Genomic DNA, 26,158 nt, shown 5'->3' with positions numbered 1-26,158 from the left:
AGTTTCTGAAGTTCTTTCGTGCTATCAAAGCGCGTGATATCACCAACTTCTGCTATGAAACCAGCTACGGTTGTTATTCCTATACCTTTTATTTCAAGCAGCTTATCCGCATACCTGACCTGTTGGCACAGTTCTTTGATCAGGTCATTGACCCGTTCAAGGCGTTTTGTCTGGAGTTCATAATCCTCTATCAGATCCTGTATCTCCATCCGAGCTTCTGTAAGACCTGCTTTTAATCCTATGCTTTTCATGGCTGCATTCAGAATCAGCATAGCCTTCTTATGCCCATTTCCTCGGAGTTTAGCGTCTTTCCATATCTTTATGATACCTTCCACTCCTAGTCTTACTATCTCCTCAAGAGTTGGTGCCTGCTTTAACACCAGCAGACCTCCCTTGGCATCTATGTGTGTATAAATCCCCTTATATTCCGGGAAATACACTGCAACCCACTTCTGCAGACGGTTCTTCGCCCTTGTCTGTTCTTCTACAAGCACAAACCGGCGGTTTGACGCATTCCGCAGTTCTGCATATACACCTGTCGGCATATATGAATAAAAATATCGTCCATCCCTTACAAGCCCTGCAATAACACGAGGATCTTTTCTGTCATTTTTAGATGGACTATTGTCATCTAATTCTTTGGTCTTATGCACATGGTGCGGATTTACCATCACAAACTTTATGTTCTTTTCACCCATGAACTGCCCAAGATCAAACCAGTAGTGACCGGTTGGCTCTATTCCTACCAGTGCCTCTTTAAGTTCATTTTTCTGCATCAGTTCCACAACAGAATTGTAAAAGCTGTTGAATCCCTCCATAGAGTTTGAAAACGCTACAGGCTTTCTGGTAAGTTCTATGCCTCTCCAGTTAAAAGCTCTGAAATAATGCTTTTCACTGCCAACATCAATGCCGACAATCATTGTTGTTTCTTTTACTTGTTCAATCTTCTTATTTTGTGTAGAATTCATTTGTAGATACCTTCCTTATTCTGCTCATTTGCTAACTGGCCGGTCAGCAATGACAGTTTAACTTAGGTATCTATTTTTGTAAAATCATTTACTTTCTACACTTTGAATTATACAGGAAGCTATTCATTATATAATTTCTCTAAATTTACTTTGCACTCTTCTACAGATATTCCTGTAATTTCCGTTTTTGGCAAAATAATCACAGGAATACATCCTGTATTTTTTGCAGCCTCAATCTTCTCATCAAAGCCGCCGCTTCTTCCCGATATTTTACTTACAAGATATTTGCAATCAAATTCTTTTATAATTGCTTCATTTAAAGCTGTAGAAAAAGGGCCCTGCATTGCTATTATATTCTTTGAAGGTATACCGGCAGATATACAGGCATTTATAGAATCTACACTTGGAAGTACTCTTGGAAATATACGATTTGAAAGCCCACTGAAAGCTGATATTTCCTTGCTGCCTGTTGTAAGTAAGATATTTCCTTCGGTATTTAAAAGATAATTAACCGCTTCAAAATTACTTGAAAACTCAAGTGTATTTTCTAAACTGACATCCATAGACTCTCTTTTTATTTTAAAAAAAGTGATATCTTTTTCTAAGAGTTTTAATGCAGATTCAATATTTTTTGATATCTCATAAGCATATGGATGTGTTGAATCTATGACGCAGGATATTTTATTTTCTTTTATAAGATCTGCTATCTCTTCTGTTTTCAGTCGTTTATTACTAACTTTAACAGTTTTAAATTCCGGAAGTACTTCTTTACCATACTCGGTAGCTACGCATAGTATCGTATTTATTCTAAGCTCATCACAGTAGGTAGCAATTTCTCTCCCTTCGGTAGTACCGCCAAAGATTAAAACATCACTCATTGGAGTATCCTCTTGGCGTTACAAGCTTGCCGTCAATAACCTTGGTCATAGAGTTACCTATAAATACAGTTTCAAACATTCCTACCTGTACATCCTTTAATTCAGAAAGAGTATAGACGGTATAACTTTCACCATCTCTTCCTATATTCTTGGCTATAGCACATGGTGTTTGCTCACTCTTATACTTTAGTAGAATTTCACATGCTTTTTTTAGATAATCCACTCTCTTTTTACTTCCCGGATTATATATTGAGATACAAAAATCTCCTATTGCAGCACATTCGAGTCTTTTTTCTATTTTCTCCCAAGGTGTTAAAAGATCGCTGAGACTGATTACCGCAAAATCATGTATGAGCGGTGCACCTATTATAGCTGCACCTGAAAGAGCTGCAGTAACTCCTGCGATAGTTTTTACCTCCACATCTTTATAATTGGGTGCTATACTAAGCATAAGTCCCGTAAGTCCATATACTCCGGCATCACCTGAACAAACCATTGCAACGGTTTTTCCCTTATCAGCCTCTTCAAATGCCATTACACATCTTTCATATTCCTTCGTCATGGGTGTTGAAAGGCATTCCTTATCAGGCCATATTTCCTTTATTAAATCAGTATATACAGTATAACCGATAACAATATCGCTCTCTTCTATTTTTTTTATTGCCTCAACAGTCATCTGATCATATTTACCCGGTCCCATACCGATTATATAAATTTGTTTCATTTTAAACCCCTTACTATAATTATTGTAAAATATCCACTTGTTTCAGGAAGATTTTTTGCTCCAACAAATAATCTTTCATTTGTCATACCGCAATTTTCCACCATATAAATATCATAATCAAACTTTTCTTTTTTGATATATGAAGCCAGTTTTTCATAGCTTCTTCCGGATTTCATAAATACTAAGGTACCTTTAAGTCTGAATGCCTCTTCAAATGAGTATGATGAAGGAATTACATGAAGCTCCTCATCAGCCAATGTAAGTGGAATACCAAGTGCCGCCGCAGCAGCACTAAATGATGTAATTCCGGGTATAGTAATTACTTCTATCCCCTCTGCATTCAGTCTCTGTGCAATGTATGAATAAGTCGCATATACTCCGGGATCACCAAGTGTCAGGAGTGCTACATCTCCTTCTTTTAAAAGTTCTTTTATCTCATTGGTGATTTTTGAATGTGCTTCTTCCAATATAAACGGGTCTTTTGTCATTGGAAAGTCTATACATACCTTTACTTTTTCATCTATCTCAGGGACTACCGGCTTTACAATATTAAAAGCAATGGAAGTATCATCACTTTTTCCGGGATAACATATTGTTTTTGATTTTTTTATAGCATTTAACGCCTTTATTGTCATAAGCTCCGGATCTCCCGGACCTACTCCTACACCATATAATTTATTCATTATTTTCTCCTGTATCTATAATCATTATATTGTCACTGAATACAATAATTCTGATTGCTAAATTATTTTTAAACTCTTCAATATTTGCATATCTGTTTTTATGATAAAATATCTCAGCCTTAAATGCACGGTTATATGCATAGTAAAGCATCTGATCTGCAAGTATATCAAAGCAATTATCAAAGTTATTTTCTTTTATTATATTTACGGCACCTGTTGTGGTCTTTTGTTCAAATATATTTGAAATAAACTGAATCGGTAATTGTATACTTTCTTTTATACAAAGTTTCAGTATTGATGATGCAAGCAATTCCAGTCTGGAATCGGAATCATTTGAATGTGTATTCATTATTCCACCGGATAATTTTATAAGTTTGCCCAAGTCGCCACATAGTACAATTTCTTTTGCATCATTTGAGATTGCATAGTCTATACTTTCACCTATAAAATTACTGATAATTGCCACCGTTTTACTTTCAATGCCAAAGTTTTGTTCTAAAAATTTTGCACCTATATTTCCGGGTGCCATATATACTGTTTTGTTTTCTGAATTTTTAAGTCTGAATTTTATATCAGCTTCTATCGTCTGTAAAAGTGCTGTTTTACTCATAGGCAGCACAAGTCCCGAAGTTCCCAGAATTGATATTCCACCGATAATTCCAAGTCTTTCATTAAAGGTCTTTTTTGCTATCTCCACTCCGTTTTCTACCATAACGGTTATATTTACTATACCGCTAAATCCTGCTTCTTTTAATATACGTGAAAGATTGTCAATCATCATCTGCCTTGGAACCGGATTTATAGCCGCTTCTCCCTTTGGTAAGGCCAGTCCGTCTTTTGTAAATATTCCTACACCTTCTCCGGCAAAAAAATTAAATTCAAGACCGTTTTCTTTTTTTATAAATTCAAGCTTTGTACTGATTAGAATTCCGTCGGTAACATCCGGGTCATCACCTGCGTTCTTTTTTACACCACAGGTAAATAAGTTTTTTTCTTTCTTCACAAATTCTAACGGAATAGAGAGTGTTATACCTGCAGGTAACTCTACATCTACCATATCCCTTTTATCGTTCAGATACATATATGCAGCTCCTATTGCTGCAGCAGTTGCAGTAGTTCCTGTGGTAAAGCCATACCTCTGTGTATGTCCGTTTTTTTTATTAAATTCATCAATTGTCATATTTATGCCTTTGGTATCTTGAATGAAAATTCAACACCGTCAAGTATATTTTTTACAGCCACAGTACCGTTATGAGCTTCTACTATGGCCTTTACTATGGAAAGTCCGATTCCGCTTCCTCCATATGCTCTGGAATGTGCCTTATCCACCTTAAAGAACTTTTCCCAAATATTGTTTAAATCTTTTTCGGGAATAGGATTACCTGTATTATAAACACTAAAAGTAATATTTTCTCCATCATCGGATACATTTATTTTTATTTCACCGGAATCACTTACATGATGAATAGAATTACTGATATAGTTTGTAACCACCTCTTCTATTTTGAATTCATCAGCATTAAGAAATATTTCCTTGTCGGAATCAAATTCAATATTTACATTCTTTTCACCTATAAGTATTGATATTGAACCAAGCACCGACTCAATAAGAGAAGTCAGATTAAAGTTCTCCTTATGCAAAATACTGTTTCCGGATTCAAGTGAAGAAAGTGTAAGTAATTGTTTTACCATTTTGTTCATCTTTTCACTTTCATCAAGTATTACCTCTGTATAGTATTTTCTGCTCTCTTCATCTTCACAGAGTCCTTCATTCAGTCCTTCCGCATATCCTTGAATAAGTGCAATAGGTGTCTTTAACTCATGAGAAACATTCGCAATAAAATCTTTCCGCATTTCGTCAATAGCTTCTTTTCTCTTAATGTCTTCTTTTAAGAGTTCATTGGCTTCCTGCAATTCGTCAATAGCCTTTTTAAGTCTGTCGGACATATAATTCATATTTTGTCCAAGCGTCTGTATTTCATCACTTCTGTTACCTATATATTTGGCGGTAAAATCAAGTTTACCCATTTTATTTGAAATCTCAGCCAACTCAAGTATCGGATAGGTAATCATTTTTGCAATAATAAATGTAAGTATAACAGTTATAATGAATCCTATAATTGCCATATATATCAGAAATCTGTTTGAAATACTTACGCTTTCTTTTAAACTTGCAACCGGAGTAGACATTATAACCATTGTCTGATTATCAGTGCAATAACCGAAACCTTCTATAAAAGATGTGTTTTGCATAGTCTTATGAAGTATTATTGTGTAATTATTATTTCTGTATAAAATATCCTGATTTTGATTTCCTATAAATCCGTCCTGGATTCTACTTATTAATCCGTCACCCTCCCTTGCTGATGAATATATGGCCTTATTTGTAAAAGAGTCTACAAGGGCAATGGTTATATTATATTTATTTGAGTAATCCAGAATAATACTTTTAAGGCTGTTATTAATAACAGATTCTTCAGTACTTTCATCAATGATATGCTGACCCGAGGAGCCGATTTTCATTACTTCATTATCTATTTTAAGGTATGCCTCTTTTATTTCACTTACCTTTTCATTCTGATAAAACCATCTCAGTCCGAAATTGTTTAAAAGACCTATTGAAAGTAATAATACCGAAATAATCAATAAGATTATCAAGGTTATCTTCATACGTAGTGAATGGCTGAATTTTTGTATCATATATACCTCTTTATGGCTTAGTCTTGGAAGAAAGTTCCACTATAAAATCAGACTTACCTACAGACTTTCCAAAATTTTCCTTGCAACAACAAATAAAGAGTTTATGTCTGGCTCTTGTCATTGCAACATAAAACATTCTTCGCTCTTCTTCTATCTCATCAGCACCTTTTGCTTTTTTATACGGTACACTTCCCTCATTTACATCAATAATATAAACAATATCAAATTCAAGTCCTTTGGAGGAATGGAAGGTCATAAGCCTTACGCCGTTATCATCTTCATTTGACTTTTTTCTTGCCTCTATCAGCTCTTCCTTATACTCTTCCATATGTACAAACCAGTCTGAAAATGTACCGAATTCAGATGCGCTGTTTTCAAGATCCCCCAAAACTGTATAGCAGTCATCACTTTCTATACCGTTCATATCACAGTACTCTTCTATATACTCATCATATCCCACTACATTTCTTATATATCTGAGAGCCGTTGCAGGTTTAAGATTCTTTATGGTTCTTAAATGTTCTCTAAGTTCTATTATTCTTTTGATCATATAGCTTTTATCCTCATAATAGTCAAATAGTGTTTCAATACTTGCCTTTGATGAGGAAAGTGAATCTCTGCTTATATACCTGTTAGGCTTATTGGAAATACGAAGCAAATCGGATTTGTTTCCTGAATTTATAGCCAGCTTTATGTAAGATATAATATCCTTTGATACCCAATGCTCAAAAAGATTCGGAATAGAATCTCTTATAGTAAAAGGAATATTATTCTTCATCATCCTCTCAATTAAAAGTCTCGGTGAAAGGTTTGTACGATAAAGCACTGCAATATTGTTTATATCCTGCCCGGATTTTATATATTCTTTTATATCATTTACTATAGTATTTACCTCGGCAAAAGGATTTTTAAATTCTATTACCGATACAGGTGCACCGCTTCCGTTGTGTGCCGTAAAAGTTTTAGGAAATCTCTTACTGTTAAAAGATATAAGTTTGGTCGAGGCATCCACTATTTGAGTACTTGATCTGAAATTTATATCCAGAAATACTTTAGAAACATTTTTAAAGTCTCTCTCAAATCCAAGCATTATCTCGGGTCTTGCACCTCTAAATCTATAGATAGATTGATCGTCATCTCCTACAACAGTGATATTTTGATTCTTGCCTGCCATAAGTTTTATGATATTATATTGCAAAAAATTTATATCCTGAAACTCATCTACCAAGATATACTGATATCTGTTTTGTACCGCGGATAAAATATCTTTTCTTTCGCTTAATAGCTCATATGTAAGTGAAAGCATATCTTCAAAGTCAAGTTTATTTCTTGCTTCAAGCTCAGCTTCATATTCATTGTAAAGTTTCTTAAAAGTATCACTTGCAATACTGTTTGAATAATAGTTTTTTATATTTATATTATCCTGCTTTATAAGAGCTATTTCATTTAAAAGATTACCGGAAAGTGTATTGATATCTTCATTCACTATTTCATTTTTCTTTATCAATTCCTTTATAAGGGTATATCTTAATTCATCAGATGCAATCTGTTCCGCACTGAATCCGTAAGCTGTTTTTAGAAGATTGAAAAACACCGAATGAAATGTTCCAAATGTTACAAGAGTCTTTCCGATAAGTTTTTCAAATCTGTCTTTCATTTCCTTGGCTGCGGCTCTTGAAAATGTTACAACCAAAATATGGGCCGGGTTTATACCCGACCCCTCTATAAGATATTTTATTCTATGTGTGATTACAAAGGTTTTTCCGGAGCCGGGACCTGCCAATACCATCAAGGGCCCTGCCCCATGCTCTATGGCTTTTTTTTGATTACTGCTGTAATTTATCAATTCCAATCTTAATCCTTCTTATTGATTCATCTTTTCCGAGAACTTCCATAATCTCTGTAGCACCTGCAGGAGTCATCTGCTTTCCTGAAAGAGCTGTTCTTATCGGCCACATAACAAATCCTGTCTTATATTCATGCTCCTTACCAAATTCCTGCAAGATACCAAACAAATTATCATTTGTATAGTCATCTGTATTTTCAAGAAGTGGTAATACCTCTTTTAAAAGAGATAATGAATTCTCTGAATTTGTCTTCATCTTTTTATGTGTATACATTTCAGTATCATATTCAGGCAACTCTTCAAAGAAATCAATATGTGAAGCAATCTGTGGCAATACTTCTATTCTGGTCTTTACCATATTTGAGATCTTCTTTAAATCAAGAGGCTTTTTTATAACTTCTTTAATATATGGTTCCGCCAGTTTGAAGAAATCATCTTCACTCATATTCTTTAAATACTCGCCGTTCATCCATGAAAGCTTTACCATATCAAAGACTGCAGGTGATTTTGAGATATGCTTATAATCAAATGCTTTTATAAGCTCATCTAATGAGAATATTTCCTTATCATCTTCAGGTGACCATCCAAGTAAGGCTACAAAGTTTACTATAGCTTCAGATACATAGCCCTGTTCAATAAGGTCCTCAAATGAAGAATGGCCGCTTCTTTTTGAAAGCTTTTTATGCTCCTCATTTGTTATCAAAGGACAGTGAACATATGTAGGCACTTCCCATCCGAATGCTTCATACAATCTGTTGTACTTAGGTGATGATGAAAGATACTCATTTCCTCTAACAACATGTGTGATTCCCATAAGATGGTCATCTACAACATTTGCAAAATTGTAGGTAGGATAACCGTCAGACTTTATAAGTACCATATCATCAAGCTCTGAATTATCCACTGTGATATCACCGTAAATATCATCATGGAATGATGTTGTACCTGTAGTAGGATTATTTTGACGGATTACATATGGAATACCGCTTTCAAGATTTTTCTTTATCTCTTCCTCAGACAGTGAAAGACAGTGCTTGTCATATTTCATTATCTCCTCACCGTTCACACTTGATCTGAGTGAATTAAGTCTCTCAGGAGTACAGAAACAATAGTATGCCTGCTTCTTTTCTATAAGCTTTTTTGCATACTCAAGGTAGAGGCCCTGCTTTTGTCTCTCACTTTGTACATATGGACCGCAACCGCCGTCTTTGTCAGGACCCTCATCATGTATAAGTCCTGTCTCTGCTAATGTTCTATAGATTATCTCTGTAGCACCTTCCACATATCTTTCCTGGTCTGTATCCTCTATTCTAAGCAGAAAATCTCCACCCTCATGCTTTGCTATCAAATATGCATACAATGCGGTTCTAAGATTTCCAACATGCATTCTTCCGGTAGGACTCGGTGCATATCTTGTCCTTATTTTTGTCATAAATGCTCCTTATCTATATATATAATTATTATTTATGGTGTTATCTCAAACTTATAGCCCATGCCCCATACTGTCTTTATATAGTCACCTCTATCACCCATCTTGGCACGAAGTTTTTTTACATGTGTATCAATGGTTCTGGCATCTCCGAAATAATCGTAATTCCATACTGAATTAAGGATTTTTTCTCTGGATAATGCAATACCTTTATTTTCAATAAAGTAGGTTAAAAGTTCATATTCTTTGAAGCTTAAGTCAACCGGCTTTTGATCTATATAAACACTGCGTGCAACCTTATCAATCTCTATTGCACCGGCTATAAGTTTTTCTTCAGACTCACCCATTGTTCTTCTAAGTACCGCTTCAACTCTGGCAACAAGTATCTTAGGTGAAAAAGGCTTTGTAATATATTCATCCACTCCGAGCTTATAGCCTTCAAGCTCGTCTCTTTCTTCACTTCTTGCAGTCAACATCATAACAGGTACTTTGGAATACTGCCTTATAACTTCTAAAGTTTCAAAGCCGTCAAGTTTCGGCATCATTACATCTAATAGAATCAGCTTTATATCCTTATTGGAATCAAAAATTTTGAGAGCTTCCTCACCGTCTCCGGCCTCCAAAACTATAAATCCTTTCATAGAAAGAAAATCTTTTACAAGTTTTCTCATTCTGGCTTCATCATCAACCACCAGTATCTTTACATCTTCCATATAATCCCCACAACAGTATAAAGATTCAGTTTACTGTTCGCTCTTTATTATAAGTCCAAGTTCTTTAAGCTGTGCATCATCTACCTTATCAGGAGCATTTGTCATAAGATCTGATGCATCCTTTACCTTTGGGAATGCGATAACATCTCTTATAGAATCTGCCTCAACCATAAGCATTACCACTCTGTCAAGACCATATGCAAGTCCTGCATGAGGCGGTACACCATACTTGAATGCATCAAGAAGATAACCGAATCTTTCCTGTGCAACTTCTTTTGAAAGTCCAAGTACATCAAACATCTTTGCCTGTACATCTCCCTGGTGAATTCTTACAGAACCTCCACCTATCTCAGTACCGTTAAGCACAATGTCGTAAGCCTTTGCCCTTACTCTACCCGGATCCGAATCAATATACTGCCAATCCTCATCCATAGGTGCGGTAAACGGATGGTGCATTGCTTTAAATCTGTTTTCTTCCTCTGACCATTCAAGAAGCGGGAATTCTGTAACCCAAAGGAATCTGTAATCATCCTTCTTTAAAAGACCGAGCTGACTTGCAAGTTCAACTCTCAGAGCACCGAGAGTATCCCAAACAACCTTATTGCTGTCTGCAGCAAAGAAGAGCATATCACCCGGTTTGGCATCCATAGCTTGCTTTAGTCCTTCTATCTCAGCCTCAGTCATAAATTTTGCAAATGAAGACTTGATATTTCCGTCAGCTTCAATAGCCATATATGCAAGTCCCTTAGCCCTGTAGCTCTTAACAAACTCTACAAGGGCATCTATTTTCTTTCTAGGCATACCTGCCTGTCCTGTAGCATTAATACCCCTTACACTGCCGCCGGCTGCCAATGCATTTTTAAATACTGCAAATTCAGAGTTTGCAACAACATTTGAAACATCCTTTAATTCCATACCGAATCTAAGGTCAGGCTTATCTGAACCGAATCTGTCCATAGCCTCCTGCCATGTCATTCTCTGTATAGGGAGCTTAACATCGATATTAAGTACATCCTTAAAAAGTCTCTGTAAGAGTCTTTCGTTTACATCTAAGACATCATCCACATCAACGAATGAAAGTTCCATATCTATCTGTGTGAACTCAGGCTGTCTATCCGCTCTAAGGTCCTCATCTCTGTAGCATCTTGCAAGCTGGAAATATCTGTCATATCCGGATACCATTAAAAGCTGCTTAAAAAGCTGAGGTGACTGTGGAAGTGCATAAAAGCTTCCCGGATATACACGGCTTGGCACAAGATAATCCCTTGCACCCTCAGGTGAACTCTTTATCAGTGTAGGTGTTTCAATCTCTAAAAATCCGTTTTCTGCAAGGAAGTTTCTTGTGGTTGTAGCCACATTACTTCTTATCATAAGATTTCTTTGAAGATCAGGTCTTCTAAGATCAAGGAATCTGTACTTTAATCTAAGTTCTTCCTTTGTTTTTGAATCTTCCTCTATATGGAATGGAGGTGTCTCAGACTCTGAAAGTATTCTAAGCCCTGTTGCTCTTACCTCAAGCTCTCCTGTCTCAAGTGATTCGTTAAAAGCACCGCTTCTTTTCTTGAGAATTCCGGTTACAGCAATACAAAACTCCTGCTTAAGCTTCATTGCCTTGTTAAATACTTCGCTACCGCATTCTTCTTCTTCAAAAATGATCTGTAAGATACCTGAACGGTCCCTTAAATCACAAAATATAATTCCACCTTTGTTACGGTTCTTTTGAACCCAACCCATTACTGTAACTTCACTCTCAATCGGTGCATTAACCACCTCTGCACATCTGTGACTTCTCTTTAAGCCGAGCATTGATTCTGCCATTTTTTATCTCCTCACTATTTTAAAGCTTCTCTATAAAACTCTTTAAATTCAATATAACCTTGTTTTTCAAGCCCCTCTTTTTGGAACTTCTTATTCTTATTCATCTTTGAAACCAAGACAATATTTCCGGCTTCTCTAAGAGCTGATGCCTCCTTTAATATAGATGTTAAAACATTTGCGTCTATATTCTTCTCATAAAGGAATGCGATCTTTTTGCTCTCATCAGGAATCTTAAATCCTGCATCCATCAGTATTGTGATAATTCTTTCAAAACCTATAGAAAAACCGCATGCAGGTGTATCACTTCCTGTAAATTTTCCAATCATCTTGTCATATCTTCCACCGCCTGCTACTGAACCTGAGAATCCTTCCATACTTACTTCAAAAATAGTTCCTGTATAATATCCCATACCACGAACCAAAGTAGGATCAAATTCCAGTGAAAAATCATTATCCTTTACATCCAATACTGTATTCATTATATCAGATAGGCTGTCAAGTACGCCTTCTTCAATAAATCCGTTCAAACTTTCCTTTAAAGATAAAAGAGCCTTTGTATCACCGGATAATCCGTCAAAAAGATTCAGATACTTCTCACATTTATCTGCTCCGTCAAGCTCTGTCAATTCTTTTTTGACTCCATCAAGTCCTATTTTGTCCATCTTATCAAGGATAATAAATACATTACTTATATTGTCCTCAGAATAGCCTGCAAAAAGTGCCATTGCTAAAAGAATTCTTCTGTCATTTATTCTAACTGTGAATTTCTTTCCCTTGGCAATTTCACTGAGTGCCTTGGTAGTTGCAAGTATAAGCTCGATTTCTGCAAGATTTGATGCTTCTCCAAGAATATCTATATCACATTGTGTAAACTGTCTGAATCTACCCTTTTGAGGTCTGTCAGCTCTATATACATTACCTATCTGCAATGCTTTAAACGGATTTGGAAGATTTGCCTGATTATTTGAATAGTATCTTGCAAGTGGCAAAGTGAGATCATATCTGAGGCCTGCATCTACCAGATCATTCTCATCCTTAACATCATCAAGTTTTAATTTTTCACCTCTTTTTAGAACCTTAAAAATAAGCTTTTCATTGTCACCACCCTGCTTACTTAAAAGATTTTCGATATGCTCCATTGCAGGAGTCTCTATTGAGGTAAATCCAAAACTTCCGTATGTCTTTTTTATTATATTTATCAAATAGTCCCTGATAATCATCTCCTCAGGGAGAATGTCCTTCATTCCGGTGACACCTTTTTTAATCAATGCCATGCATACTTTCCTTTCTCATTATCATTTCATCAAGTCTTTCTATATAAAGTTTCGGATCCTTAACATTTTCAATTCGCTCTATTCTGCCGTCTCCAAATACTATCTTACTTGATGTACCTGCTCCACAGGCTATGATAGTCTGTTTTTCTTCCATAATCAATATATTGTAAAGACATTCTTTACCGGGCTTTGAAAATCCTATATTTTCAAGATTACCCGCCATATTTTTTTGTCTATACAAGTAATACGGCTCCAATCCCAAATCTGCACAAGTATCGGTTGCTGTATTTATCATTGATAAAATCAAATCATTGTCCATAATCTCTCTTTTGTTTTCTGTATTTAACCTGGCTGCTCTCTTTAATGCAAGTGAATGTATGGTAACAGACTCAGGAGTAAAGGTTCTTACCTTTTTGAAGCTGTCTATTACATCCTCTAAAGTTTCACCGTTTAATCCGATTATAAAGTCCATATTTATATTTTCAAATCCTACATCTCTTGCCAGTTTATAGCTTTCAAATATATCTTCAATGGTATGATATCTTCCGATAAGATCCAAAGTCTTTTGCTGCATTGTCTGTGGATTTATCGATATTCTGTCAACTCCTACTTCCTTTAATGCCTCAAGCTTTTCTCTTGTAATACTGTCAGGCCTTCCTGCCTCTACAGTTAATTCTAAAAGGTTTGAAAGATCAAAATTTTTCTTTACAACATTTAAAATTTTTGATAGTTGATATCCTTCAAGTGAAGTAGGTGTTCCACCACCCATATAAACAGTTTGAAGTTTTTTGCCTTTATACATCTTTGATACTGCCAAAAGCTCTTTACAAAGTGCTTCTACATATGTATCGGTATCTTTCTTCCATTGTGCAATAGAATAAGATGTAAAAGAACAGTATAAACATCTTGTAGGGCAAAACGGTATACCTATATAAAGACTGTAACCGTTCTTATAATCAATCTTCTTTAATATATTGAATTCATTTTTTGCCGTATCGGTACAAAGCTTAATTCTTTTATCACTTACAAGATAGACTTCTTTTAAATGTTTTTTTATATCTTCTAAAGACATATCATTTTCAAGCATTTCCATTACTATCTTTGTAGGCCTTATTCCGGTGAGAGTTCCCCAAGGAAGTTCCTTATTACCCAGTTTTAAAAGATTTATATATATATTTCTTTTTAAATCATTTTTGGTATCAAATTTTGTTTCTCTAAGTGGTGAACTAAACTCCAATACATTGTCTTCACTTTTGATTTTGATATGATATTCAATACTTTTTTTTGATAAAAAAAGTGAAAGAAATACATCTTCATTTGTGTAAATATATTTTTCCTCCGGATAAAAAGCCATCAAAAGCTCTCTGATATCCTGCTCGAAGGTCATATCTTCCAATAGTAATGAAATCATCTGTCTATCCCATGCTTTTCTACATAAATTGCAACAGGATTATATTTTTTCTCATGTCCTACTGTAGTCATATCCATATGTCCCGGCAATATATTTACATCTTCCGGCAAAGTAAGGACCTTATCATATATTGATCTGATTATAGTAGGATTATCTCCTCCGTAAAGATCCGTTCTTCCACAGTCCTCTCTAAAAACCGTATCACCTGAAAATAAAATCTTTTCGGACTCTATATAATAGCAACCTGATCCCTTTGTATGCCCCGGTGTGGCAATAAATTTTATATCTTCATCAAGCAAACGAATAACATCACCGTCATTCAGCAAAAAATCCGCCTTTGTAACATATCCATGTCCTATAAATGACTTTCCACCTGATTTATAACTGTCACCAAGCATCTCATCATCATGCTTTGAAATATATACTTTTAAATGATATTTTTCCACCAGATCATTCACGGCCATTATATGATCAAAATGACCATGTGTAAGGAGTATTGCACTTGGTTTTAATTTATTTTCCTCTATTGTGTTGATAATAGCATCCGCCTGAGCTGAGGGGTCCACTATAATACATTCCAAAGTTTCTTTATTATATGCTACATACACATTGGTCTGCACCGGACCGAGTGTAAGCACATATATTCCTAATTTATTCATCAGCCTGTAGCCCTTTCAATATCTATTACTCCGGTAATCTGTCTTAGTTTACCGATTAAAGAGTTCAACTCTTCTCTTCCCTTTATATCAAACACAAGATTTATTGTCGAGATATCCTGCTTGTTTGTACGGGCATTCATATTGTTGATTGTGATGTTGTTTTCACTGTAAATTCTTATAAGATCGAATATAAGCCCCTGACGATTGTGAGCAAATATCTGCAATTCTGTTTGATACTTTTCTTCAAGCTTTGCATCTTCAAACTCCTGCCACTCGGCAGGTATAAGCCTTGTTCTGTCATCCGAAGGAAGGTTCATCACATTTATACAGTCTGTTCTGTGTATTGATACACCTCTGCCCCTTGTAATAAAGCCTACTATCTCATCACCCGGAACAGGATTGCAGCATTTTGAAAATCTGACCGCAATATCTTCTATGCCCTTTACAGTGATACCGTTTTTTGATTTCTTATGTACAGCAGTATTATTATTGTCGCTTAGACTTTCCAAAAGAGCCGACTCTGAAATTTCTTTCTTTGCAACCTTCTTTTGTTCTTCAATCATCTTATTGATGACCTGACCTTCTTTTAAGCCACCATGACCTAAAGATGCAAGAATTGAATCCCAGTCCTTGATAGCATAGCGCTTCATAACTTTCTCCTGGAATTGAGGCTTGTTTATCTCATTCCAGTTTATACCCTTAGCCTTGCAATATCTTTCTAAGAGATCTTTTCCCCTTAGTATATTGTCTTCTTTAAGCTCAGTCTTAAACCATTGTTGTATCTTTGACTTAGCCTGATTTGACTTGACTATATTTAGCCAGTCTCTACTTGGTCCCTTTGAATTTTGAGAGGTTATGATTTCGACTCTGTCGCCGCTCTTCAATTCATAGTCGATATTTACAAGGCGACCATTAACTCTTGCACCGACCATCTTATTTCCGACAGCTGAATGTATCGAATAGGCAAAATCTATAGGGTTTGATCCTGCAGGCAGGTTCTTCACATCACCATTAGGCGTAAAGCAATATACGCTGTCTGAGAAAAGATCCAAGTCACTCTTTATAACTTTTAAAAATTCCGCATTGTCGGAGGTATCCTTTTGCCACTCAAGTATTTGTCTGAGCCAGTTCATCTTGGCATCCTCTGAACCCTGTGCAGATGTACCGCTTCCGCTCTCTTTATATTTCCAGTGAGCGGCAATACCGAACTCTGCAGTTTTATGCATCTCAAAAGTTCTTATTTGTACCTCAAACGGCTGTCCCGTATCTGAGATAAGTGTGGTATGAAGTGACTGATACATGTTCGGTTTCGGCATTGCAATATAGTCTTTAAATCTTCCCGGTATCGGTTTATATATTTCATGTGCCGTACCGAGAGCAAGATAACACGCTGCAACATCTTCAACGATTATACGTATGGCAAACACATCATAGATCTGATCCAGAGTCTTATTTTGATTTACCATCTTTTTATATATGGAGAATAAATGCTTAACTCTTCCGCTTATCTGATATTTCATTCCTGTATCCGATAAATGCTCATTGAACTTCTTTATTATCTCATCGACAAATTGCTGTCTCTGCTCTTTCCTGAATGCCAGTTTTTCCGAAAGATCATAGTAAACATCAGGATGCAGATACTTTAATGACAGATCATCAAGCTCTACCTTTATTTTTGAAATACCAAGTCTTTGTGCAATAGGAGAATATATATCCATAGTCTCCCTTGCCTTTTCTTTTTGCTTCTCAGGCTTCATATATTGCAGTGTACGCATATTGTGAAGTCTGTCCGCAAGTTTTATAAGAATAACCCTTATATCCTTTGCCATAGCCAAAAACATTTTTCTAAGGTTTTCAGCCTGCATCTCTATTTTATCGTTCTTTAATGAAAGCTGTGTAAGCTTTGTAACACCGTCTACCAAGTTGGCTACATCCACACCGAATATATCTGATAGCTCTTCAAATGATATAGCTGTATCTTCTATTACATCATGTAAGAGACCTGCGGCTATAGTCTCTTTATCAAGCTCAAGCTCGGCAAGAATTATAGCAACACAAATAGGGTGAATGATATATGGTTCACCTGACTTTCTCTTTTGGTCATTATGTGCTTTTTTTGCCAGCTCATAGGCTTTTGATATCATCGTGATATCATCTGAAGGATGATAATGTAATATGATATCAACAAGTTTTTTATACAAGCTTTCCGGCGAAGTAAAATCTGCCGGTTTATCAATTTGAGTTTCTATATTTTCATCTGGAAAATTAAACTTATCCTCTTTCATCAAAATCCTCATTCTCAGGCTAAAATATTACAAAGCTATAGTTTGGGTTATATATGTTCAAAGTTTTATTATACGAATATAATGTAAAAAAAGCAAGAAAACCTAAGAAAAAACCGGCACATAAGTGCCGGCAAAAGTCTATTTTACTGTATTCACTTCTCTAAATGAATTGCCCTGCTTTAATATCGGTGAAAACTTCTTATAAAGAGCAATTGTAAGGACTGAAATCATACAACCCTTTAATAAATTTAACGGTGCAACTATCATTAATGCAAAAGTTTGAATACTATTTACCGCAGGATTTATTGCACTTCCCATTCCCACAAGTGCGCTCAGATCCATTCCATACATCTGCGCAAACTTAGGCAAAAGATACAATGCATTAAAAAGTGATCCGAATACTGTCATTGTAAGTGTTCCCGCTATACTTCCGAGTAAGGCTCCCTTTCTTGTTTTGCTGAATATATAAATAATACTTGAAGGAAGTATCAAAGATGCTCCTACACAGAAGTTTGCAAGTTCACCGACAAATGCTGTGGTAGTGGATCTAAACATTACTTTTAAAAGTATCTTTATAAACTCTGTAAGTATTCCGGCAACCGGACCGAAAGCAAAAGTTATTATCATTACAGGTAATTCGGAAAAGTCAAGTTTGTAAAATGTAGGAGCAAAAGGTACAGGAAACTCAAACATCATGAGTATTGTACTTATAGCACCGAACAAACCTACCATTGCAATCTTTTGAGTGGTGATAATCGGACCGGTATAGCCTGATTTCTTGTTTGCTATCTTCTCAAAAAGATATGCGACTACAAATGTAGCAAATACGATTCCCAAGAATTCTGCTACAAAAACCAAATTTTCAACTACTGTCTTTAACATAACTACCTCCATAGCTTATGCTTCGGAGTGGTTTTCTTCAATGCAAAAACCCCTATATCATCTATAGGGGGCATAAGCAAATGAATTTGAAAACACTCTTCTCTCATCCAGACTATACTGTCGGTTTTGGAATTTCACCAAATCAACTGCTCATGCAGGTCGCAGACTATACTGCCGGTGGGGAATTACGCCCCGCCCCGAAGAAATATTAATTTTGTTAACTTAATTTTAAGACTTTTTATACAAAATGTCAATAGTATTATATACTCTTTACAGGCATTCTATAGTATTATATACTCTTTACAGGCATTCCGTTAACTTCCACATCATCTTCTATAGGTACAAGGATATATTTCCTTCCGTCTATAATCCTTGTCTCAAGCTTTTCAATAGAATCTGTATCGGTCTTTACAGTAATACCCGGTGTTTTAACTTCAAATTTCTTTGTATCTATTACATTATCCGCAAGTACTTCTATATCGGCATCTTCACTTTTCTCATATGATTCCACTGCTTCATCAGATACACCGCTCTTTGAAATAAGCTTTACCATATCATTTTTTGTAAGTACCAAAGGCTCAGGATTATCAGAGTTTTCTGCAATCAAATCAAGCATATTTGAGCTTAAAGAGGACATAACAGGCATTGTAAGCTCATCTCTTAAAATATCATAAAGTACAGCTTCAAAAGTTTCTTTTTGCATAACTGATGACATAGGAGGCTCAACCCCTATTATTTCATTGATAAAGCTTTCATTAAGTGCATCATTTTTCTTACTGAAATATAATGATGCATGTATATCAGTAGTTCTGTCTGTAAATGCAGGGAATAAAAACCCGTGCATTGGCATACCTACTATCCAATCTCTTACTCTGTTTGCAATTACACCTTCATTGGCAAAATAACTGAGTGCAGGCTTTGAAAGGCTCACAGGGCAAATACTGCAAAGCAGTGCATGATAAACTTCCGTTGAAGCATCATCCATTGCAATCTTATCGCTCGCCTTACCGGGGATATCATACATGATATCAATAAGTATTATGTAATAATTTTCCGCATGTTCGTAGGATTCAATTACTTTTCTGAAAAACTCATCCAAGAGTAGTTCATCATCAAGTCTGCTCTCCCTAAGCTTCATTAAAAATGCATGTGGGCTGTCTTTATCTTCATCATCCAAAGAAAAGTCCAATGTAAGTAATGACTTTCCGATTGCTCCCGATAAGGTCTTTCTGAATATTTCCTCATATTTGAAAGCGTCCTCCTCGGGTAACGAATAGAAAGCATCCTTATTCATAAATTTTATATTCTTTTCAGCATCAACATAGCAACCGGCATACTTTGTGATAACATTGGTATCCTTGTTAAACTGCTTTTTGATCTCATTAATTTCTTCTCTAATCATCTATTTACTACTTTCCTGCTTCAATTGCTCCAGATAAATTAAATCTTTTTTTGAAAGATTTGCATTATCAAGCAGATCCGGTCTGTTAAGATAAGTTCTCTTTATAGACTCTTTTCTTCGCCACTCTTCTATATTTTTGTGATGTCCTGAAAGAAGCATATCAGGCACCCTAAGTCCCTCATATTCTACAGGTCTTGTATACTGAGGATATTCAAGCAAATTATCTTCAAATGACTCAAAATCGGCACTTTCATTATTGGTAAGTACACCGTCTACCATCCTGGCGATTGCATCCATCATTACAAGTGCAGGAAGCTCACCACCTGTAAGTACATAGTCTCCTATGGAGTAACACTGAGCATTTATAAGTTCCAGTGCTCTCTCATCCACACCTTCATAATGCCCACAAAGAAAAACTATTTCATCAAGTTTTGCAAGTTCTTTGGCATCGTTTTGATCAAATACCTTGCCCTGTGGTGAAAGATATATAAGCTTTGCTCTTTTATCCAGTCTGCCACAGATACTCTCATATGCTTTATGAATAGGCTCTGCCTGCATTACCATACCTGCACCGCCGCCATATGGATAGTCATCCACTCTTCTATGTTTATCAAGTGTATAATCACGTATATTTATCGCTTCCATTGATATCAAATCATTTTTTATGGCTCTACCTACTATACTTGTGTTCATACACATTTCTATCATTTCAGGAAATAATGTTAAACAAAAAAACTTCATATCTATAAATCCAAAAGTCCGTCCAAAACATGGACTTTAATTTTTCCTTCTTCAAGATCCACATCCAGTATACATTGGCTGATATATGGGAATAATACCTTCTTTTCTCCCATATCCACTTCCATTACATGATTTGCTCCCGTAGGGAATATATCTGTAACCTTACCAAGTAAAATACTTTCTTCATCAATTACATCAAGACCTATAAGATCTGCAATATAGTTTTCATTCTTTTTTAAAGGTGTGGCATTTTCTCTGTCTACAAACAAATCGGTATTCCTAAGTGCCTGTATTTCTTCAGGAGCGTTAAACTGCTTAAACTTTACAAGTGCCATATTTTTTTGAAATCTGACAGTTTCAATATCAAGTTCAGTCTCAACTCCCTTAATATTTGCATATACTTTCTTTATCTTTTTCAATCTGTTTTGGTCATCAGATGTAGGATATACCTTTGCCTCACCCTTTATTCCATGAGAGCTTGTGATAACTCCCACTCTAAATCTATCTATCATTTTGTTCACTTTCAAAAATTATTTAATACAGCCTTTAAATAACAATAAAGCTACTACAAATGTAGCAGCTTGTTTTGTTATTTTATTTCTAATACTACCTTTTTTTCAGCTCTTATAGATGCTGATTTTATAATAGAACGAATAGCCTTAGCTATCTTTCCTGACTTACCTATAACCTTACCCATATCGGCTTCGGCTACAGACAATGTACATATAGTAGTATCACCATCGATTGTCTCTTCAACTTTTACTTGAGCCGGGTCATCTACCAAAGCTTTTGCTATAACCTCAATGACTTCTTTCATAATCAGTCCTTATTATACTAATCCGGCACTCTTTAAGAGCTTAGCAACTCTATCTGTCGGCTGTGCACCGTTTGCAAGCCACTTCTTTGTGTTCTCCTCATCAAACTTGATTACGCTTGGCTCAACTGTTGGATCATAGTAACCAACCTCGTCGATAAATCTACCGTCTCTTGGTGAACGAGCATCAGCAACAACTACTCTATAGAAAGGTGCCTTCTTCTGTCCCATTCTCTTTAATCTCATCTTAACCGCCATTTTATTATCCTCCTAATAGCTATAAAAATCTATATATGATCAATTCTAATTATTTAGAATAAAATCCTTTAAAAACCTAATTTTCCTCCGAAGAGTCCGCCAAGGGCTCCTCTCTTTTTATTATTCTTCATCATACCCGGGAATTGCTTCATCATCTTTTTCATCTGTTCAAATTGCTTTACAAGTCTGTTGACATCAGCAATATTAACACCTGAACCCTTCGCAATTCTGTTTTTTCTTGAAGGGTTTAAAAGACTTGGATCAAGCCTTTCCTTTTCAGACATACTCTGAATAATAGCTTTTATTTTTATCATCTGACTGTCATCCACCTCAGGTAATGCAGCCTTACCACCGATTCCCGGTAACATGCTGAGTATACTTGCCATGCCACCCATCTTCTCAAGCTGTTCCAGTTGATCAAGGAAATCGTTGAAATCAAAATCCGCTTTGGCAATCTTTTGTGAGAGCTTCTTGGCTTTCTCACTGTCCATATCCATCTCAGCCTTTTCAATAAGAGAAAGGATATCTCCCATGCCAAGAATTCTGCTTGCCATTCTGTCAGGATAAAACTGCTCCAAATCAGAGAGCTTTTCTCCCATACCTACATAAAGTATAGGCTTGCCTGTAACGGCACGTACTGAAAGAGCTGCACCACCTCTGGTATCACCGTCGAGCTTTGTAAGTATTACTCCGGTAATATCAAGCTTTTCATTGAAGGTCTCGGCTACATTTACCGCATCCTGACCTGTCATGGCATCTACTACCAAAATGATATCGTCAACAGTTACATTTTCTTTTATCTCTATAAGCTCATTCATCATATCTTCATCGATATGCAGACGACCTGCAGTATCAAGGAATATAATGTTATGATGATTCTCCTTAGCAAATTCTACAGCTCTTTTAGCAATCTCTGCAGGTTTATGATCTGTTCCCATCTCAAAAACGGGCACATCCACCTTTTCACCATTTCTTTTTAACTGCTCTATAGCGGCAGGTCTGTAGATATCACATCCTACAAGAAGTGGTGAATTTCCTTTTTTCTTTAATTTTGCGGCAAGCTTTGCGGTAGTTGTTGTCTTACCTGCACCCTGAAGTCCTGCCATCAATATTATAGTCATTTCTCCTGACGGTTTAATCTTTACTTCAGTAGTCTCACTACCCATTAAAGAAACCATCTCGTCATTAACTATTTTGATAACCTGCTGAGCCGGTGTAAGTGAATTGAGTACATCAGTACCTGTTGCCTTTTCTTGAATACTCTTTATAAAATCTTTTACAACTTTAAAACTTACGTCAGCCTCAAGAAGCGCCAGTCTTACTTCTTTTAATCCGGCTCTTACATCATCCTCAGTAAGTCTACCCTTGCCACGAAGATTTTTGAAAACATTTTGAAGTTTTTCGGATAAGCTTTCAAAAGCCATTCAAACCTCCTATACATCCAGTATCTTGAATGAAAGCTCTTCTATCTTTGATATAAGTTCTTCATTCTTTGTGTCCTGATATATCTTAACAATCCTTTGTATCTCTTTTACATAAGATTTTGTTTCATCAAACTTTTTTATCAAACCAAGCTTTTCCTCATAAGAAACCAGAGATTTATTGCATCTTTTTATAAGATCGCTCACACCCTGTCTGCTTATTCCCTCATTTTCAGCAATCTCACTCAGTGACAAATCATTGAAAACCACATCTTCATAAATTCTTTGTTGATGCTCTGTCAAAAGCTTCCCATAGAAATCATAAAGAATCCCTTGATTGATATATTTTTCTATATCATTATTTTCCATACTGAGAGATTATAACAACATAAAAAGAAGCTGTCAAGTGTTTTTACTTGACAGCTTGAAAATTCCTCATAAAAATTTAATATCGTTTGATTTGATATTTATTTACTAACCGGTTACCTTATAAACTTCACTTAAGAAAACTTTTTCATCCGAAATACATTTTTCCAATATACCGGCTTTTTTTAATCCGACTGCAATTGCAACCGATCTGGCCTGGCAGTTGATAGATTTATTCGGATTGAATTCAATATCTGTAAAAGCCTCATACATATCAAGTTCTTCCAAATATTTCTTATTTTTGGCTAAGGCATTTATGTAGATCCAATTATAGAAAAAATCTTTAGGTTCGCTTTTAAAATCTTTCCCAAATAAATTAAATCCTATCACTTTTCCACTTTCTCTTAAGCGGTTATCCTTCTTTGCTTCCCAAGGTTGTACATCATATAAATCTGTATATGGTCCGCCATGTTCAAACACTTTACTTCCTTGAAATACACATTCAAGTTTGTATTTACCTCCATTTATACCAATCAACAAGTTGAATGCACTTAAGTTTATTCCAAGCTTATCCTCTCCCTTTGTTGAAATCTCGAGAACATCGCCTCCTCCTTGTTTCTTATACGAATTGTGAAGTGAATTAATTGATTTTTGTTTTTGACTTGCAGAAAATCCTGCAAAATATTCAAATTCAATTGTTTTCTCTGTATAAAAAGGATACTTATCCTTTGCGATAAATATAGGTCTTTTTGCCATAAATCCTCCTTTTAGATTATTTTATTAATTATTATCATTTTTTTATTTTCAAAAATTCTGTAAACGAATTTGCCCCTATAGTTTAAATATAGAATCAATCAAGAATAACACCGTCCTCCCCTTCAATTCCATAGACTATATCATCTCTAAAGCCGTCCAACAGTATTTCTTCATATTTACCATACGAAATATACTCTTCATCTAAAAGCTTTTCAGCCAAAGCTATATAATGTCCCAATACCATTTTATTTTTATCTTTCACTGAAGGATAATAAATTGTTGTATCATACCCTAATCTGGCAGCGAGTGCAATAACTCCTGTTTCCATTGATTTTATATCTTCCGAATCAATTTCTCCTTCCTCCATTAGTCTATATAATATTGCTTTATGACTGACTCCGTAATACTGTTCAATTCTAATAACATCTTCTATATCGAGATGTTTTTTTTGGTTTTTCTCTTTAATAGATTCAATCAGTCCATAAAATGATGATTGAGGTATTAAGAAATATGATGCAAATTGATCGGCTTTTTTCTCGTTTTCATCTCCCTTACCTATAGTTGTTAAACTTGCCGAACTAATACCGCTTTCATCAAAATATAAATGATAAAGCTCATGTGCAAGAGAAAATCTTTGCCTACCTATAGACATATCCGAATTAATTATAATTACGTTTGAACTTTTTCCTTTGTAGCAAATGCCACTTATATTATTATTCAAAGGATAAAAAACAAGCGTAAGTTTATCTATTGCTTGCACCACCTGAAATATGTCAATAGGTGATGATTCATCTTCTCCAAATTTTTTCCTGAGAAGCGCAGCTTTGCTACTCAATTCCATTTTATTAATCATCTATAGCCTCGCAATTTTATCCATTTCAAATTGATTTAAAACTATCTTATTAATTATTGCCAAAGATTCCAAGTCGTTTTCTGTGATGTCACCGGATCTGAATGATATCAAACATTTTTGTTCTGAATCTTCACCTGTTAAAATGTAATCTGTTGTACAACAAAAGAGATAGGAAAGTTTTTCAATAACATCTGAACTAATACTTCTTTCTCCTCTTTCTATTTTTGCAATCATACTCTGATCTAATGATAAAAACTCTGCAACTTTACTTTGTGTAAGATTGGAATCTTTTCTAAGACTCTTTATTCTTTTTCCAATATCAATCAAATCCATCATAAATTACTCCTCCTATTAGATAAGAATATTATATCAGCCCTTTGTCATAAAGTAAAGAGAGTTGTGGGCCAAAAATATGACAAGATTTATATATTAATACTTAGTATACGAACACGCTATAAAGAATTTTGTATTTCAAATATATTTACTTTACAAATAAAGCGACTTAAATCTGGTTTCTTCTCTATTTTTGTCATAATAAAAGGCCTCCTATGATTTTATATTTTGTCATAGAAGGCCTTTGGCTTAATAGCTATTTACAGAAAAAGCTTCATATACTCACATATTGGCTTGATTTCAATAAAAACCTTTTTTGATTGAATCTTAAATAACTATTAATAAATCACTCCACCAAATTCCCTTTTTTATCAACATAAAAATAAATCTCTCTATTAGTAGTCCTTGTACTACCACATTTAGGGCATTGATTTCTATACTTTACATTATTTGCTGCATAGATATTATTTCCTAAGCTACCAAGATCCGCGGCTATTAATGAGAAATTTTTTATATCATCCATTAAACCAAAATAATAAATATTACCACATGCCTTACAGGTAAATTCTGTTTCTTTCATTTTTTTATAATTTTTATATTTACGTTTTTCTTCTGCATCAGATTTTATCTTATCAATACAGCCTTTTATCTTCTCTCCATATCCTTTTATTTGTTCTATTTCTCTTGAATTTGATTCAAGTTTTCTTTGTATATGTAAATCAAGTCTTTCTTGTGCTTCAGGATGAATCTTTACATATTTTTTTAGCAGATCAGTATTTGTATGAATTCCAACAGAAAAAAAATTATTATATCCAAGTTCGGCTGCACATTCCTTACAAATGTACTTCAAACCCACTCTACCAGTAACCTCATAAAATTCTTTTTTATTATCTGTTATCTTTCCACATGTTAAACATTCCATATTCCATTTCTCCTTAATTAAA

At 35.2% G+C, this 26,158-nt stretch carries 26 protein-coding genes and 1 riboswitch; all 26 genes read right to left on the bottom strand.

Annotation, left to right across the window (positions count from 1 at the left end; genetic code table 11):
- Positions 1-968 (bottom strand): IS110 family transposase (locus HMPREF1140_RS09270; RefSeq protein ID WP_009663576.1); only part of this gene is annotated, 968 nt, incomplete at its 3' end.
- Between the two features lie 119 nt (positions 969-1,087).
- The gene (gene cobK / locus HMPREF1140_RS09265; protein WP_009663557.1) at positions 1,088-1,846 is read right to left on the bottom strand and encodes a precorrin-6A reductase; all 759 of its coding nucleotides are present in this window, start codon (positions 1,844-1,846) and stop codon (positions 1,088-1,090) included.
- Positions 1,839-2,570, bottom strand: a complete 732-nt coding sequence (cobJ, locus tag HMPREF1140_RS09260; RefSeq protein ID WP_009663545.1) for a precorrin-3B C(17)-methyltransferase — start codon at positions 2,568-2,570, stop codon at positions 1,839-1,841. The genes cobK and cobJ overlap by 8 nt, the downstream gene beginning before the upstream one ends.
- Positions 2,567-3,253: a precorrin-2 C(20)-methyltransferase gene (gene cobI / locus HMPREF1140_RS09255; protein WP_009663560.1), complete on the bottom strand. Its 687-nt coding sequence runs from the start codon at positions 3,251-3,253 to the stop codon at positions 2,567-2,569. Before cobI ends, cobJ begins: the two co-directional genes overlap by 4 nt.
- The gene (gene cbiD, locus HMPREF1140_RS09250) at positions 3,246-4,433 is read right to left on the bottom strand and encodes a cobalt-precorrin-5B (C(1))-methyltransferase CbiD (RefSeq protein ID WP_009663579.1); all 1,188 of its coding nucleotides are present in this window, start codon (positions 4,431-4,433) and stop codon (positions 3,246-3,248) included. The genes cobI and cbiD overlap by 8 nt, the downstream gene beginning before the upstream one ends.
- 2 nt (positions 4,434-4,435) lie before the next feature.
- Positions 4,436-5,953 (bottom strand): sensor histidine kinase, encoded by a 1,518-nt coding sequence (locus tag HMPREF1140_RS09245; RefSeq protein WP_009663553.1) that lies wholly within the window; start codon positions 5,951-5,953, stop codon positions 4,436-4,438.
- Positions 5,954-5,963: 10 nt separating this feature from the next.
- Positions 5,964-7,805 (bottom strand): ATP-dependent helicase, encoded by a 1,842-nt coding sequence (locus HMPREF1140_RS09240; protein ID WP_035620256.1) that lies wholly within the window; start codon positions 7,803-7,805, stop codon positions 5,964-5,966.
- Complete coding sequence (gltX, locus tag HMPREF1140_RS09235) at positions 7,780-9,231, bottom strand: glutamate--tRNA ligase (protein WP_009663550.1); 1,452 nt, start codon at positions 9,229-9,231, stop codon at positions 7,780-7,782. Before gltX ends, HMPREF1140_RS09240 begins: the two co-directional genes overlap by 26 nt.
- A gap of 32 nt (positions 9,232-9,263) precedes the next feature.
- The gene (locus HMPREF1140_RS09230) at positions 9,264-9,941 is read right to left on the bottom strand and encodes a response regulator transcription factor (protein ID WP_009663540.1); all 678 of its coding nucleotides are present in this window, start codon (positions 9,939-9,941) and stop codon (positions 9,264-9,266) included.
- 30 nt (positions 9,942-9,971) lie between these two features.
- Positions 9,972-11,759, bottom strand: a complete 1,788-nt coding sequence (gene aspS, locus HMPREF1140_RS09225) for an aspartate--tRNA ligase (RefSeq protein ID WP_009663549.1) — start codon at positions 11,757-11,759, stop codon at positions 9,972-9,974.
- Between the two features lie 14 nt (positions 11,760-11,773).
- Positions 11,774-13,033, bottom strand: coding sequence for a histidine--tRNA ligase (gene hisS, locus HMPREF1140_RS09220; protein WP_009663541.1), 1,260 nt, complete (start codon positions 13,031-13,033; stop codon positions 11,774-11,776).
- Positions 13,020-14,444 carry a coproporphyrinogen dehydrogenase HemZ gene (hemZ, locus tag HMPREF1140_RS09215; protein WP_009663547.1) on the bottom strand — a complete coding sequence of 475 codons (1,425 nt, stop codon included), beginning with the start codon at positions 14,442-14,444 and terminating at the stop codon, positions 13,020-13,022. The genes hisS and hemZ overlap by 14 nt, the downstream gene beginning before the upstream one ends.
- Entirely contained in the window at positions 14,441-15,103 is a 663-nt protein-coding gene (locus HMPREF1140_RS09210) for an MBL fold metallo-hydrolase (RefSeq protein ID WP_035620252.1), read from the bottom strand. The genes hemZ and HMPREF1140_RS09210 overlap by 4 nt, the downstream gene beginning before the upstream one ends.
- Positions 15,103-17,388, bottom strand: a complete 2,286-nt coding sequence (locus HMPREF1140_RS09205) for a RelA/SpoT family protein (protein WP_009663558.1) — start codon at positions 17,386-17,388, stop codon at positions 15,103-15,105. The genes HMPREF1140_RS09210 and HMPREF1140_RS09205 overlap by 1 nt, the downstream gene beginning before the upstream one ends.
- A 138-nt stretch (positions 17,389-17,526) precedes the next feature.
- Complete coding sequence (locus HMPREF1140_RS09200) at positions 17,527-18,270, bottom strand: ECF transporter S component (RefSeq protein ID WP_009663572.1); 744 nt, start codon at positions 18,268-18,270, stop codon at positions 17,527-17,529.
- A 91-nt stretch (positions 18,271-18,361) separates the two neighbouring features.
- A riboswitch (FMN riboswitch) is annotated at positions 18,362-18,479 on the bottom strand.
- An 80-nt stretch (positions 18,480-18,559) separates the two neighbouring features.
- Positions 18,560-19,672 (bottom strand): DUF4317 domain-containing protein, encoded by a 1,113-nt coding sequence (locus HMPREF1140_RS09195; RefSeq protein WP_009663559.1) that lies wholly within the window; start codon positions 19,670-19,672, stop codon positions 18,560-18,562.
- Entirely contained in the window at positions 19,673-20,413 is a 741-nt protein-coding gene (trmD, locus tag HMPREF1140_RS09190) for a tRNA (guanosine(37)-N1)-methyltransferase TrmD (protein WP_035620249.1), read from the bottom strand.
- A gap of 2 nt (positions 20,414-20,415) precedes the next feature.
- Positions 20,416-20,925 (bottom strand): ribosome maturation factor RimM, encoded by a 510-nt coding sequence (gene rimM / locus HMPREF1140_RS09185; RefSeq protein ID WP_009663551.1) that lies wholly within the window; start codon positions 20,923-20,925, stop codon positions 20,416-20,418.
- Positions 20,926-21,002: 77 nt separating this feature from the next.
- Positions 21,003-21,230: a KH domain-containing protein gene (locus HMPREF1140_RS09180; RefSeq protein WP_009218659.1), complete on the bottom strand. Its 228-nt coding sequence runs from the start codon at positions 21,228-21,230 to the stop codon at positions 21,003-21,005.
- A gap of 12 nt (positions 21,231-21,242) precedes the next feature.
- The gene (rpsP, locus tag HMPREF1140_RS09175) at positions 21,243-21,485 is read right to left on the bottom strand and encodes a 30S ribosomal protein S16 (RefSeq protein WP_007591924.1); all 243 of its coding nucleotides are present in this window, start codon (positions 21,483-21,485) and stop codon (positions 21,243-21,245) included.
- A gap of 68 nt (positions 21,486-21,553) precedes the next feature.
- Positions 21,554-22,909 (bottom strand): signal recognition particle protein, encoded by a 1,356-nt coding sequence (gene ffh / locus HMPREF1140_RS09170; RefSeq protein WP_009663563.1) that lies wholly within the window; start codon positions 22,907-22,909, stop codon positions 21,554-21,556.
- A 9-nt stretch (positions 22,910-22,918) separates the two neighbouring features.
- On the bottom strand, positions 22,919-23,260 hold the full coding sequence (gene ylxM, locus HMPREF1140_RS09165; RefSeq protein ID WP_334290530.1) for a YlxM family DNA-binding protein: 342 nt from the start codon (positions 23,258-23,260) through the stop codon (positions 22,919-22,921).
- Positions 23,261-23,380: 120 nt separating this feature from the next.
- The gene (locus HMPREF1140_RS09160; protein WP_009663577.1) at positions 23,381-24,028 is read right to left on the bottom strand and encodes a DarT1-associated NADAR antitoxin family protein; all 648 of its coding nucleotides are present in this window, start codon (positions 24,026-24,028) and stop codon (positions 23,381-23,383) included.
- A gap of 94 nt (positions 24,029-24,122) precedes the next feature.
- Positions 24,123-24,881 carry an ImmA/IrrE family metallo-endopeptidase gene (locus HMPREF1140_RS13300; RefSeq protein WP_083846513.1) on the bottom strand — a complete coding sequence of 253 codons (759 nt, stop codon included), beginning with the start codon at positions 24,879-24,881 and terminating at the stop codon, positions 24,123-24,125.
- Entirely contained in the window at positions 24,882-25,217 is a 336-nt protein-coding gene (locus HMPREF1140_RS09150) for a helix-turn-helix domain-containing protein (RefSeq protein WP_009663582.1), read from the bottom strand.
- A gap of 343 nt (positions 25,218-25,560) precedes the next feature.
- On the bottom strand, positions 25,561-26,136 hold the full coding sequence (locus HMPREF1140_RS09145; RefSeq protein WP_009663573.1) for a hypothetical protein: 576 nt from the start codon (positions 26,134-26,136) through the stop codon (positions 25,561-25,563).
- Positions 26,137-26,158: the final 22 nt, after the last annotated feature.

Origin of the sequence: Lachnoanaerobaculum sp. ICM7 (genome assembly GCF_000287675.1) — a bacterium.
Classification (GTDB): Bacteria; Bacillota; Clostridia; order Lachnospirales; family Lachnospiraceae; genus Lachnoanaerobaculum.
This window is presented reverse-complemented; position numbering and strand designations above follow the sequence as displayed.